This is a genomic window from Conexibacter woesei DSM 14684, from assembly GCF_000025265.1.
In the GTDB taxonomy this organism is placed as follows: Bacteria; Actinomycetota; Thermoleophilia; order Solirubrobacterales; family Solirubrobacteraceae; genus Conexibacter; species Conexibacter woesei.
This window is the reverse complement of sequence record NC_013739.1, coordinates 5,891,506-5,904,648: the sequence shown is the minus strand read 5'-3', so window position 1 is coordinate 5,904,648 and position 13,143 is coordinate 5,891,506. Positions and strand designations below refer to the sequence as shown.

At 74.5% G+C, this 13,143-nt stretch carries 11 protein-coding genes; 2 read left to right on the top strand and 9 right to left on the bottom strand.

All coding sequences use genetic code 11. The annotated features are described in order from the left end of the window. Position 1 precedes the first annotated feature (1 nt). The 9 genes from CWOE_RS27690 to CWOE_RS27650 form a co-directional block, all read right to left on the bottom strand. Positions 2-2,212 carry an O-antigen ligase family protein gene (locus CWOE_RS27690; protein ID WP_148261193.1) on the bottom strand — a complete coding sequence of 737 codons (2,211 nt, stop codon included), beginning with the start codon at positions 2,210-2,212 and terminating at the stop codon, positions 2-4. Further along, on the bottom strand, positions 2,187-2,801 hold the full coding sequence (locus tag CWOE_RS33715) for a hypothetical protein (RefSeq protein ID WP_012936967.1): 615 nt from the start codon (positions 2,799-2,801) through the stop codon (positions 2,187-2,189). Before CWOE_RS33715 ends, CWOE_RS27690 begins: the two co-directional genes overlap by 26 nt. Positions 2,802-3,163: 362 nt before the next feature. Further along, complete coding sequence (locus tag CWOE_RS27680; protein ID WP_012936966.1) at positions 3,164-4,363, bottom strand: glycosyltransferase; 1,200 nt, start codon at positions 4,361-4,363, stop codon at positions 3,164-3,166. Beyond that, positions 4,360-5,211 (bottom strand): DUF707 domain-containing protein, encoded by an 852-nt coding sequence (locus tag CWOE_RS31650; RefSeq protein WP_012936965.1) that lies wholly within the window; start codon positions 5,209-5,211, stop codon positions 4,360-4,362. Before CWOE_RS31650 ends, CWOE_RS27680 begins: the two co-directional genes overlap by 4 nt. Continuing rightward, positions 5,208-6,059, bottom strand: coding sequence for a glycosyltransferase family 2 protein (locus CWOE_RS31645; protein ID WP_012936964.1), 852 nt, complete (start codon positions 6,057-6,059; stop codon positions 5,208-5,210). The genes CWOE_RS31650 and CWOE_RS31645 overlap by 4 nt, the downstream gene beginning before the upstream one ends. A 3-nt stretch (positions 6,060-6,062) precedes the next feature. Next, positions 6,063-7,052, bottom strand: a complete 990-nt coding sequence (locus tag CWOE_RS27665; RefSeq protein WP_012936963.1) for an NAD-dependent epimerase/dehydratase family protein — start codon at positions 7,050-7,052, stop codon at positions 6,063-6,065. Next, positions 7,049-8,335, bottom strand: a complete 1,287-nt coding sequence (locus CWOE_RS27660; protein WP_012936962.1) for a nucleotide sugar dehydrogenase — start codon at positions 8,333-8,335, stop codon at positions 7,049-7,051. The genes CWOE_RS27665 and CWOE_RS27660 overlap by 4 nt, the downstream gene beginning before the upstream one ends. A gap of 31 nt (positions 8,336-8,366) precedes the next feature. Further along, positions 8,367-9,845, bottom strand: coding sequence for a glycosyltransferase family 39 protein (locus tag CWOE_RS27655; RefSeq protein ID WP_012936961.1), 1,479 nt, complete (start codon positions 9,843-9,845; stop codon positions 8,367-8,369). A gap of 17 nt (positions 9,846-9,862) precedes the next feature. Continuing rightward, the gene (locus CWOE_RS27650) at positions 9,863-10,642 is read right to left on the bottom strand and encodes a WecB/TagA/CpsF family glycosyltransferase (protein ID WP_236262190.1); all 780 of its coding nucleotides are present in this window, start codon (positions 10,640-10,642) and stop codon (positions 9,863-9,865) included. Between the two features lie 282 nt (positions 10,643-10,924). On the opposite strand from CWOE_RS27650, the gene CWOE_RS27645 reads away from it, so the two are divergent. Then, entirely contained in the window at positions 10,925-12,400 is a 1,476-nt protein-coding gene (locus tag CWOE_RS27645; RefSeq protein WP_012936959.1) for an oligosaccharide flippase family protein, read from the top strand. Positions 12,401-12,482: 82 nt separating this feature from the next. Beyond that, complete coding sequence (locus tag CWOE_RS27640; RefSeq protein WP_012936958.1) at positions 12,483-13,136, top strand: class I SAM-dependent methyltransferase; 654 nt, start codon at positions 12,483-12,485, stop codon at positions 13,134-13,136. Positions 13,137-13,143 lie beyond the last annotated feature (7 nt).

The window sequence follows — 13,143 nt, the reverse complement described above, 5'->3', positions numbered from 1 at the left end:
GTTACGGCGTGCCGGCCGGCGGCGTCCCGGCGGGCGGGGCGGGGGTCGTCGGTGCGATGCCGGCCTGCGCCTGCGCCTCGGCCAGCGCCTGCTGCGCGATCTGCGCGAAGGGGTCGAGGTAGACGGCTGCCTGCAGCGTCGCGGCGGCGGCTCTCGGGTCGCCCTGGTCGAGCTGCAGCTGACCGAGGTTCTGCCACGCCTCCGCGTTCGCCGGCTGCAGGTCGACCGCGCGCTCCAGCGTCGCTCTCGCCTCGCCCGCTCTGCCCTGTGCGACCTCGATCGCCGACAGCGTCAGCAGCGGGTCGATCGACAGCGGGTTGACGTCGGCGGCGTGCTCGGCGTCCGCGTGCGCCTGCGGCAGCCTGTTCGCGTCGAGCGCGTCGAGCGCCGCGTTCTCGGCGTTGACCGACCGCTGCGGCTGCCAGATCGCCCACGCGCCGGCGATGCCGATCAGCACGATCGCGGCGGCCGCCGCGAGGCGGCCGCGGGCGGCGCTCAGCGGGCGCGGCAGACGGCCCGGCGGGGGCGGGTCGGCGAGCGGCCCGCGGCCGGCGACCCACGCCGCGCACAGCAGGCCGGTGATCGCCGTGCCGGGGATGAACCAGGTCCAGTCGATCGCCGAGTGCAGCCCGAACGCGACTGCTGTCGTCGCGAGCGTCACGAGCCCGATCCGCTCCGCGGTCCACGGCTCCGGCGCGCGGCGGGGTACCGGCACCTTCGGCGAGCGTGCGCGGACAGCCGCCAGCGACCAGGCGCCCAACCGCCAGCGCGAGCGCAGCGCGGTCGCGCGTACGACCGCGCCGAGCCAGGCGACGAGCAGCAGGAGGTTGACGCCGAGGCCGATCCAGCCGAGGTCGGCGAGCGTCTGCGGCACGTAGCCGTGCGCGTGCCCGGCGCGGTACTTGTCTCTCTGCAGCGGCCGGCGGGCGGTGCCGTAGGTGTCGGCGCCGACACCGGTCAGGCGCGACCATCTCCAGATCTTGAAGGCGTCGTCCCAGTAGCGCGCGCGCACGCCGCCGACCTGGCTGAGCCGGCTCGGGTCGTTGCCGGGCTGCGTGGCGGCCGGATCGGTCAGCTTGTCCCACGCGTGGCTGACCGAGCCGGTCAGGCCGCGGTCCGACGTCGCCAGCTTGCCGACGACGGCGATCGGGACGAGCGCGACGAGCACGAGCAGGACGGTGCCGATGCCGCGCCGCGTCTCCGGCCGCAGCGTCGAGCGCGAGGTCGCGAAGGAGACGAACAGGCCGGCGCCGAGCATCACGATCAGAACCGGCAGCAGCAGCAGCCCGAGGTCGCCGCCGGCGTCGGTGCGCACGTCGCGCGGGATGCCGTCGACCGACAGCGCGTCGTTGGCGAGCGCCCACGCCCCGACGACCGCGGCGCCGACCGTCGCGGCGCCGAGCACGGCGGCGCCGCGCAGCCGCAGCGGCACGATCGCGAACCACAGCGCGCAGACGGCGATCGTCACGATGATCGCCCCGCGGCCGTAGGACAGCAGCACCGAGATCAGCAGCACCGCGAGCGCCGGCACCGACAGCGCGCGCAGCGCGGCGTGCCCGTCGCGGCGCGCGCCGAGCCAGAGGCAGCCGGGGATGCCGAGCGCGGCCATCAGACCGACCGCGTTCCAATAGTCGAACGGCGCGCGCACGCGTGCGACGTCGAGCGGGTCCAGCGACGGGAAGACCTTCGTCACGAGCGAGTAGCCGGCGACGACGAACGCCGCCAGCACGACCGCTCCGAGGATCGCCGACCAGCGCTCGGAGGCGATCCGCACGAGCGCCATCGCGCCTGCGAAGACGCCGAGATACGCGAACAGCAGGTTCACGTAGACCCATGTGTCGGCTGGCTGGATCGACCACGAGATCGAGACCGCGCTGAGCGCCGTCAGCGCGCCGAACAGCAGCAGCGTCAGTCCGCCCCACAGGCGGCGGCCGGGCGGCGAGAGCACGGCGGCCGTCGCGGCAGCGGCGGCGCCGAGCAGGGTCAGCACGATCTCGGGCTTCGTCGTGCGCTCCAGCGAGCTGCCGCCGCCCATCGTGAAGCAGACGGCGACGAGCAGCCCCGCGAGCGCGATCGTCACGAGCACGTCCGGGTGCGCGGACAGCCCGCGCCGCAGCCGCAGCGCCACGCCGGACGCGCCGGCAGCGCGCGGTGCGGCAGCCGGCGTCACCCGCGTGTGCTCGTTCTCAGATGCGTCTGCGAGCGAGGACACGTCGCCCGATGGTCGTCGCGGCGACGCCGACGGCGCCGGCGCCGAACAGGGCGAGGAAGCCGATCAGCGCGGGCGGCAGCTCGTGCCCGTTGCGCTCGAGCGTCGCCGGGATGCTGGGGGTGACGGTCGTCCCCGCCAGCTTGACCGGCTCGCCGCTGCCGGGCTGCGGGGTCACGGGGGCGGGTGCCGGACCGCCGGCGGGGGTGCCGCCGCCGCTGCCGTCGCCGCCGTCGACCCCGCCGCCACCGGTCGAGCCGAGGCCGCCGCCGCCGCTGCCGCCGCCGGTTCCGCCTGTGCCCGGATCGCCGCCGGGACTCGTCCCGTCGCCGTCGCCGCCGTCGTCGCCTCTTCTGGACCCGTCGCGCATCGCGTTTCTGATCGCGTCGTAGCAGTTGGTGTACTCGGCGACGTCGCCGTTGACCTCTTTGAGGGCCTTGCGCAGATCGCCGTTCGAGTACTGCTTCTGCAGCTCGCCGGTCGGCGAGCTGGAGCAGTCCTTGATGATCGAGTCGGGGCTGGCCGCGAGCGCGGGCGCCGCGAGAAGGCCGCTCAGGACGACCAGTGCGATGAGGATTTTCGGCTTGCTCATGGAGAACGGGGGCCGTTGCGGGCCCCCGGAGTCGTCAAACGCTAGCAAGGGGCCGTGTCCCGGCCCTGCGGGCGTCGTCTGCTTTCAAGGGCACCAACGGGCCGAATGCGGCCAAGTTGCGCACTTGCACGCCCTCCAGCGCGGGAGAGGAGCGCCGGCCGATTGAGCCGGCACTCCTCTCCGGCAGCGCCGAAGGGGTGCCGCGCTGGCGACGGAAGCCCGGGACCGGGGGCGGCCTCCGTCGACCAGGACCAGCGCGGCTGAGGTGCCTCCCGACCCGAGGCGCGCCGGGTCGGGAGAACACCTTGCCCGGCTGGTACCCCGCCGTTCGCGCCTGAAAACACGTCGCGTCAGGGGCGGCGTCAGCGCGCGAGCGCGCGCCGGTACGCCGCCACCGTGGCGCTTCCGCAGTGTTCCCAGGTGAACGACGCCGCGACGGTCGCGCGCGCCTGCGCGCCGAGTTCGCGACGGGCCGACGTGTCGCGCAGGAGGCGGTCGATCGCGCTCGCGAGCGCCGCCGGGTCGCGCGGCGGCACGCGCACCAGGCCGCCGCCGGCCGCGGCGATCTCGTCGGGGCCGTCCTCGCCGGCGCAGCCGATCGCCGGCACGCCGCCGGCCATCGCCTCGACGTAGGCGACGCCGAACGCCTCGTCGACGCTCGGGAGCACGAACAGGTCGGCGCTCCAGGCGCGGGCACGTGCCCGCGCGGGGTCGAGCTGGCCGGTGAACTCGACGCGGTCGGTGACGCCGAGGCGGGCGGCGGCCGCGCGCAGCGGCTCGCGCTCCGGCCCGTCCCCGACGATCGTCCAGCGCAGCCGCGGATGGGCCGGGGCGAGCCGCGCGAGCGCCTCCAGCACGTCGGCGTGGCGCTTGCGCGCGACGAGGTGGCCGACGGTGACGAGCAGCGGCTCGGCGGCGGGGTCGCGCGACGGCGGCTCCGGCGGCAGCTCGGTACCGAGGTGGACGACCTCGATCGCGCCCTCGTCGCCGCCGGCCGCGCGGACCCGCGCCGCGGTGCCGGCGCTGTTGGCGAGCACGAGCTTGGCGTGCGCGAAGGTGTGCGCGACGGCACGGCGCGCGTACGGGCTGCGCTGCACCGTCGCGAGCACGTCACCGCCGTGGACGGAGACGACGAGCGGCGCGCCGGGCAGCGCGCGTCGCACGGCGTCGCCCGCCGGCACCGCGTAGTGGGCGTGCACCAGTTCGAACGGGAAGCGCTCGTGCAGGTCGCCGAGCGCCCGCTTCAGCGCCGGCGCCGCCCACGCGCCCCAGGCGCCGTAGCTCCACGGCCGCGGCGGCGACACGTACGGCACGTAGGAGACCTCGATCCCGTCGAGCAGCACGCGGCGCGGCTGCCGCAGCGCGGCGCGCAGGGCGGGCAGGTCGCCGCGCTTGAGGGCCGCCAGCGGCGGCAGCGGCCGGTGCAGGACGAGCACGCGCACGTCCGCGCCGGCGTCGCGCGCGGCGAGTGCCTGGCGGTGCGCCCAGACGCCGAGCACCGGGTCCGCGGCGCGCGGGTAGTACTCGGCGACGATCGCGACGCGCGGGCCGCCTGCGGTCACGCCCAGCCCCGGTGGGTCGCGGTCGTGCGCTGCGCCTCGGCGGCGGTCACGTGCGGTCGCTCGGCGAGGAAGGCGCGCGCCTCCGCGAGCGCGTCGTCGCGGCGGTAGCTGTCGGCGATCGGCCGCACGACGTGACGGATCGGCGTCGCGTCGACGACCCCCGTCCGCCACCCGCGCGCGTGCGCGAGCGCGGCCCAGTGGGCGTCGAGCCCCCAGCCGGCGACGAGGTCGGGGAACGGCAGCAGGGTGGAGAACGTGGAGGAGTGGAAGGCGCTGATCGGCCCGATCTCGACGAAGCCGGTCTCGCGCACGACGCTGCGCGGGCGGCGCCGCGTCACGCGCCAGGCGGCGTGCGAGCGGCGGCGGTGGGCGGGCTGCGCGAGCCGCAGGTCGAAGCGCTCGGCGAGGAACAGGAAGTCGTCGAGGAAGCCGTGCGGGAGCGCGACGTCGTCGTCGATCACCATCAGCCAGTCGTGACCGTCGGCCGGATGGCCGGCGAGCAGCGCGTTGAGGTTCTCCCACTTGCCGCGCCCGCCGACGTCGGTCGTCGCGATCTCGACGTCGTGACGCGAGCGCCGCAGCTCGGCGCGTGCCGCTGCCATCAGGTTCGCGCGGTCGGTCCGCTCGATCCCCAGCACGAGCACGCGGCGGCGCGGTGGCGCGGCCGCGGCGGCGCGGTGCAGCCGCCACGGCTCCAGCCGCGCGACGCGCAGCGCGTCGAGCGCGGCGTCCTGCAGTCGCGTGCGCACGTTCGCGCGGACGCCGGCGACGATGCCGGACTCGCCGGAGGCGAAGGGGTCGGCGGCGTCGCCGCCCGCGCGCGCGGCGTCGGCCGCCGGCTCGCTCATCGCGACGCCACCAGCTCGCGCAGCCGGCCGGCGCTGTGGGCGGCCATCACGACCCCGTTCAGGCACAGCCGGCGCGCGACGTGCCAGCAGCAGCCCGCGAACGTGCGCAGCTCGGCGGTCGCCGACGGCGCGACGCCCTTGCGGACGTCGTTGCGGCGCCCGGCGCGGCCGCGGTGGAAGTTCGCCCGCGCGAGCCGGCGCAGCGTCGCGTCCGCGCGCGTGCGGCGATGGTCGAGCCCGGCGGCGGCGATGTAGCGGACGCGACCGCCGGTGCCGTGCAGCCGCTCCTGCCACTCCTCCTCGTCGCCGCCGTTGTGGATCGACTCGTCGAAGCGGCCGACCGTCTCGAAGGCCGCGCGGCGGATCGCCATGTTCGCGCCCCATGCGAGCGGCACGTCGGCGTCGGCCGGGCCGGCGTCGAACGCCGTGATCGGCGGGGCGTCGCGGCCGCAGGCGTGCGGCCCGCCGCCTTCCAGCACCGCCCGGATCGGACCGGTGAAGACGTCGCGCTCGGGCGTCGCGGCGGCGGCCGCGAGCAGCGCCGGCAGCCAGCCGGGCGGCGCGGCGACGTCGTCGTCGACGAACGCGATCAGGTCGCCGCGCGTGGCGTCGAGACCGGCATTGCGGGCGGCGTTGAGGCCGCGCGGCGCGGGCAGCGCGACGACGCGCGCGGCGTGCCGCTCGGCGACCGCGGCGCTCGCCGGGTCGGGGCCGTCGAGCACGACGACCAGCTCAGCACCCGCGGCGGCGGCCTGCGGTGCGAGCGACGCGAGCGCGACGTCGAGATAGCCGGGGCGACCGCGCGTCGGCACGACGATCGTGGCGCCGGCGGCGGCCACCGCGCCCACCAGCTACTTCCCCAGCGCGCTGAGGTGGCTGGACTGCGTGAGGTCCTGCTCGCGCAGCCACGCGACGGTCTGCGCGATGCCCTCGCGCACGCTGATGCGCGACTCCCAGCCGAGCAGCTCGCGCGCCTTCTCGACCGACGGCCAGCGCCGCACCACGTCGACCTCGAACGTCGGCAGGTGCTTCAGTCTGAACGCCGCCGGATCCTCGCCGCACTCCTCCCAGATGATCCGCGCGGTCTCGGCGATCGTCAGCTCCTCCGAGGCGGAGATGTTGAAGTCCTCGTTGAGCGCGGCGGGGTGGCCGGTCGCGACGACGATCCCGTCGGCGATGTCGTCGATGTGCGTGAGCGTCCGCGTCTGCTTGCCGGAGCCGAAGATCTCCAGCGGCTTCTGACCGCCGAGCACCTTCTTGATCACGTCCGGGACCATGTGCGCGATGCCGGGCTCGGGGTCGGGCATCTCGCCCGGTCCGTAGGCGTTGAACGGCCGGCAGATCGTGTAGGGGAGACCGTGCTCGGCGTGCGCGGCGCGGCAGTAGACCTCGCCCGTCAGCTTCGAGAAGCCGTACGCGGAGGTCGGCGTCGGGCACTGCGGCAGGTACGCCTCGGTCGTCGGGTACTCGGTCGCGTTCTCGAACACCATCGAGGAGGAGACATAGGTGAAGCGCTCGACGCCGTGGTCGAGCGCGGCGCGGAAGATCGCGTTGTAGAGCCCGTTGTTGACCTCGGTCAGCGTGTGCGGCAGCTTGTGGAAGTTGCCGATGCCGCCGACGATCGCGGCGAGGTGGATGACGAGCGGGCAGCCGTCCATCGCCGCGCGCGCCTGCTCGACGTCGCGCAGGTCGCCGGTGTGGATCTCGCACGCCTCGCGCATCCATTGCGGCGCCGTGCGCTGGTCCGAGACGCGCACCTCGTAGGCAGGGTCGCGCATCAGGCGGCGGACGACCGCGGCGCCGATCGTGCCGGCGCCGCCCGTGACGAGCACGCGGGTCATTGGTGGGAGGACTCCGTTCCTGGGATCAGTGCCAGCTCGTCGGCGAACGCGAACACCTGGCCGCTGCCGAGGCAGTTCCAGGGGTCGACGACGAGCGCGTCGGGTGCGGCGAGCGCGGCGATCGCCTGCTGGGTGGCAGGCATGCCGAACTCGGAGTGGTTGGCCGCGACGACGACGACGTCCGCGTCGCGCAGCGTCGCGTCGAGCGGCTGCGTCGGGCTTGCGACGTGGGGGTCGTGGACGGCGACGTCGGCCAGCTCGCGCTCGAGCAGGCGCACGAGCTTGTGCGCGAGCGAGTCGCGCTCGTCGTCGGTGTCGCGCTTGAAGGCGAGCCCGAGGACGGCGACCTTCGCGCCGTTGAGCGTCCCGCCGTCGATCCGCCGCTTCATCCCCTGCACGAGGAAGTTCGGGACGGACTCGTTCACGCGCGAGACGGCGAGCAGCATGCCGGGGGCGTTCGAGCGCTCCTCGGAGAACGCGAAGTCCTTGCGCAGGCAGGTGCCGGCGGTGAAGCCGGGCTGCGCCAGGCCGCCGCGCGGGTAGTCGCGGTTGACGAGGTCGATCACCTCGAACACGTTCGCGCCGTACTGCTCGCAGTCCATCATCAGCAGGTTCGGCAGCGCGAACGTCGTGTAGCGCATGATGTTCGCCCAGATCTTCGCCAGCTCGGCTTGCACCGGCGTCGTCTGCACGATCTCGGCGTCGAAGACCTCGAACAGGCGCGCCGTGCGCTCGCCCGACGCCTCGCCGACGCCGCCGACGATGCACGGCAGCGAGTCGATCTCCTCCAGGAAGCGGCCGGCGGCGATCCGCTCGGGCGCGTGCGCGACGAAGATCTCCTCGCCGGCGCGCAGGCCGCGCTTGCGCTCCAGGTACCCGGCGACGAACTCGGTCGTTCCGGGCGCGACCGTCGAGCGCAGCACGATCGTCTGGCCCGGGCGCAGCAGCGGCAGCAGGTCGTCGAGCACCGAGCGGATGTCGCTCATGTCGATCTCGATGTGCGAGAACGACGGCGTGCCGAGCGTCAGCACGATCGCGTCGGCGTCCGCGGCGTCGGTCACCTGGTCGGAGGTGCGCAGGCGGCCGCCGGCGTGGACGCGCTCGATCAGCTCGTCGCCGCCGGTCTCCTTGAACGGCATCCGCCCGCCGGCGATCGCGCCGAGGCGGTCCGCGTCGTTGTCGATGCCGAGGACGTTGAGGCCGCGATCGGCGAAGCTGAGGGCGAGCGGCAGGCCCACTCGGCCGAGGCCGATGACCGCGACGTCGGTGACGGGAGGGCTCACCGGCAAGAGGGTATCGGGTCGGGGCGCCGGCTCATCTCGTCGCGGGCAGCAGCGCGACGCTCGGCGGACGCTCGCCGAAGCGGATCGATGAGATCGGCAGCGGCTGCACGAGCGTCGCCGCCGGCTGGTGGAATCTCAAGGTCGTCCAGGCGCCGGTTCTCGTCGCCCGTGGCGGGCCGAAGTCGTACAGGCCGGGCGGGAACCCGGCGCCGTACTGCTGCTGGAGCACGGGCGGGTCACCGGGACCGCTCGACGTCGCGACCGAGACGACGGCGACGTCTCTCACCCTGGTGCCGGCGTCGGACAGCGTGCGCAGATCGCGCCGATAGAAGCGCAGCGCCGCCTCGCCGTTGGCCGGGGTGACCACGAGCACGCGCGGCTCCCCGCTGGAGCCGAGCGCCCGTGCGAGGCCCTTCCAGTCGGGGCGCTGATACTGCTGGTCGGCGGCGACCACGACCACGACGCCGAGCGAGATCGCGCAGAGCGCGGTCAGCAGCGCGAGCCCGATCCGCGGTGGTCTCGTGACGGCGAAGCCGGCCCCGAGGACCGCCGCGAGCGGCACGAGCGAGGGAATCACGTTGCGCGCGTTGAGGTAGTCGGCGCCGAGGACGGCCGCCGCGGCCGGCAGCACGACGCCGACGGCGCCGATGCCGCCGACCAGCACGGCGCGCTCGCGCACGGCGTTGCGTGCGTGCCGTGCGAGCAGCCACAGCGCGCCGGCTATCAGCGCTGCGCCGGCGAGACCGCTGGCGAGCGCGAGCGGGCCGCGGTAGCCGAGCAGGAACTGCTTCGGCACCTGCAGCAGCCGCACCACGATCGACGCACCCGCGATGTCGTACGGGTTCCCGCGCTGCTCGAGCAGCATCGGCAGCAGCGCGAGGCCGACGACGGCGAGCCCGCCGACCGCGGCGAGCACCGCGCGGCGACGCGGATGGCGCCACACCAGCCAGGCGACCTGCGGCGCGAGCACGAACGCGGCGAAGTAGTGCGAGCAGAGCGCCAGCGCGGAGGCGGCGGCCCACCACGCCAGCACGCGCGGGCGGTCGTCGTCGAGCGAACGCAGGAACAGCAGCAGCGACCAGGCGCTCAGCAGCACGACCAGTTCGTAGCTGCGTGCCTCCTGCGAGAACCACACCAGCAGCGGGTTGACCGCGATCAGCGCGGCCGTCGCGAGGCCGGCGCGGGGGCCGCCGATGCGGTGGCCGATCCCGTACGCGACGGGGACGACGAGCGTGCCGAGCACGGCCGAGAGGGAGCGCAGCCCCCACGCGCCGTCGCCGAACGCTCTCGTCCACAGCCACTCGAGCACGTAGTAGAGCGGCGGGTTGCTCTCGCGGTCGGGCAGCGCGCTCAGCATCTCGCCGAACGGCAGGCGCGTCAGCTCCCACGTGGCGGCCTCGTCGAACCAGACGCTCTGCGTCGCGAGCGTCGGGAAGCGCAGCGCGGCTGCGAGCAGCACGATCGCCGCAAGCGCAAGCCACGGCGTCGCGGCGGTCGAGCGTCCTGTCACGAGACCGCCGGCGCGCGTCAGTCGCGGGCGCGCCGGTCGCTCGCCCACTGGCGGGCGAAACCGGCGACGAAGCGGGGGTTGTGGCGCGCATAGCGCTTCCACAGCCGGCGCGGCTCCTGCTTGAGCCGGAACGCCCATTCGAGACCGGAGCGCTGCATCCAGTGCGGCGCCTGCGGCACGAGCCCGGCGTGGAAGTCGAACGCGGCACCGACGCCGACGAGCACCGGCGCGTCGAGGCGATCGCGCATCGCGGCCATCCACTTCTCCTGCTTCGGCACGCCGATCCCGACCCAGACGACGTCGGGGCGGGCGCGGTTGATGTCGGCGGCGACCGCGTCCAGCTCCGCCTCGGTCAGCTCGCGGAACGGCGGCGAGTAGCCGCCGACGATCCGCAGGCCGGGGAAGCGCTGGCGCAGCCTCAGCGTGAGCCGGAAGAGTGCGCTCTGATCGCGCCCGCCGTACAGGTAGTGGCGCTGGCCGCTGCTGGCGGCGCGGGCGCACGAGCGCGCCATCAGCTCGGGACCGTAGACGCGCGCCGCGATGTCATGGCCGAGCGCTCTCAGCGCCCAGGCCAGCGGCTGCCCGTCGGGGACGGTGAACGCGGCGCCGGCGACGGCGCCGCGCAGGGCGTCGTCCTCGCGCGACTCCATCACCGTGTGCACGGCCGCGACGCAGACGTACTCGCTGGCGCGTACGGCGACCGCGGCGTCGACCCAGTCGAGCACGCGCTCGTAGTCCGTGACCGCGAGCGGGAGGTCGAGGACCGGGGCCTGCTCGACGGCCGGCAACGGAGGCACGGGCCGCGAGGGTGCCGTCGTGGGCGCTGCCGGTGGGATGACTTCGAAGGAGGAGGTGGACATGCGATGGTCGCTGGGGGACGTCGAGGTGAGCCTGTCGCGTATCCCAACGAGCGAGTCCGCGAAAGGTTGCGCACTTGCCCGAAACGCCGCCCCGCGCGGACACGAACTCGATTTCGGCGTGGAATTCTAGGGCAACCGGCGGCGAGCGTCCGCAAGCGCGCGCCCAGCGCGGCCGGGGTTCCGATGCCGCGGCCGCGTTCCGCTACGGTCCGCGAGCGCATGACCGAACCCGACGACTCCGACCGGCACGCGGCGCTGACGGCGCCCGACGCCGGTCAGCGTGCGATCCGCGGCGGCATCATACGCGTCGCCGGCTACGGCGCGGCGCTCGTGCTGACAGCCGTGGCGTCGGTCTTCCTGTTGCGCCATCTCGGTGTCGTGCGCTTCGGCCAGTACACGACGGTGATCGCGATCGTCACGGTCGTGCAGGGCCTGACCGACGCCGGCCTGACCGTCGTCGGCCAGCGTCTCTACGTGCACGCCGACGCGGCGCGGCGGCGCACGCTGCTGGCCGACCTCGTCGGGATCCGCCTCGTGCTGACGCCGCTCGGCGTGCTCGTCGGCGTCCTCTTCGCCGTCGTCGCCGGCTATCCCCACGCGCTGGTGACCGGCACGGTGCTGGCCGGCCTCGGCATCGTGCTCGCGACGGTCGCGATGACGCTCGTGATGCCGCTCAGCGTCGACCTCCGCTTCGGGGCCGTGACGGCGGTCGACTTCGTCCGCCAGCTGGTCATCGTCGCCGGCATCGTCGCGCTCGTCGTGGCGGGATCGGGGCTCGTGCCGTTCTTCGCCGTGTACGCCGTCGCGGGCGCCGCCGCGGTCGGGATGGCGCTCGCGCTCGTGGGCATCGGCAGCTGGGTCGCGCCGCGCTTCGCATGGAGCGAGTGGAAGCCGCTGCTGCGCGAGGCCGCTCCGGTCGCGCTCAGCTCCGTCGTCAACACCACCTACGTGCGTGCGCTCATCATCATCTGCTCGCTGCTCGCGACGGCCGAGCAGACGGGCCTGTTCGCGACCTCGTACCGCGTCTCGGAGATCCTGCTCGGCGTCCCGCAGATGATGCTCGGCGCGGCGTTCCCGATCCTCGCGCACGCGCACGTCGCCGACCAGGAGCGGCTGAGATACGCCCTGCAGCGGATGGGCGAGGCCGCGCTGCTGCTCGGCCTGGGGCTGGCGCTCGTGCTGGCGGTCGGCGCCGAGCCGATCGTGCTGCTGCTCGGCGGCGACAGATTCGCCGCGGCGGCCGACCCGCTGCGGATCCAGTCGGTCGCGATCGCCGGCGCGTTCATGACGCAGGTCGGCACGTTCGCGCTCATAGCGGTGCAGCAGCAGCGCGCGCTGGTCGCCGTCAACGTGTTCGCGCTCGTCACGGTCCTGGCGCTCGGCTGCACGCTGATCCCGCTGTGGGAGGCGAACGGCGCCGCACTGGCGGCGAGCGTCGGCGAGGTCTCGCTCGCGATTGCGGCGCTGGCGATGCTGACGCGGGTCCGGCCCGAGCTGCGCCCCGACCTGCGTTACGTGCCGAAGCTGCTGCTCGCGGCCGCGCTCGGTGCGCTCTGCGTCCTGCTGCCGATCCCCGATGCGGTCGCCGCGGTCGCCGCCGTGCTCGTCTACGGCGGCGTCGCGCTGGTGCTGCGGGCGGTGCCGCTGGAGCTGTTCGAGGCCCTGCTGAAGCGCAAGGCGGCGCTCGCCGAGTAGCCGCCGGCGCAGGTCACGTGCGTAAGATCGGGCCGCCAATCACGTGCGCGCCGGCGCACCGTGCCACCGGACGAGGCGAAGCATGACGACTGACGACGGGCCGATCGCCAAGCAGACGACGTACTACGAGAACAGCCGCCCGGAGATCGTCGCGGCGCTGCCGCGGCCGCTCGGTGCGGTGCTCGACGTCGGCTGCGGCGCCGGGAACGTCGGCGCCAGCGTGCGGGACGCGGGCGCGACGCGCGTCGTCGGCGTCGAGTACGTGCCCGAGCAGGCCGAGCGCGCGCGCTCGCTGCTCGATCGCGTCATCACCGGCCCGGTCGAGGCGGCGTTCGGCGAGCTCGCCGACGAGCGCTTCGACACGATCCTCTGCCTCGACGTGCTGGAGCACCTCGTCGATCCGGAGGCGGTGCTGCGCAACCTGCGCGAGCTGGCGGCACCGGGCGCGCACATCCAGATCTCCGTGCCGAACGCGCGGCACGTCTCGCTCGCGTGGGACCTGCTCGTGCGCGGGACGTTCGGCTACACCGAGCACGGCCACCGCGACAACACGCACCTGCGCTGGTTCACGCGCTCGGACATCGTCGCCGCCGCCGAGCGGGCGGGCTGGAAGGTGCAGCGCGTGTCGCATCCGCCGCTGACGCGCACCAGGCAGCTCGACCGCCTCACGCGCGGACGCTCGACCGAGTTCACCGTCGGGCAGTGGTACGTGCTCGCTCAGCGGTCCGTCGGGTAGGTGTCGC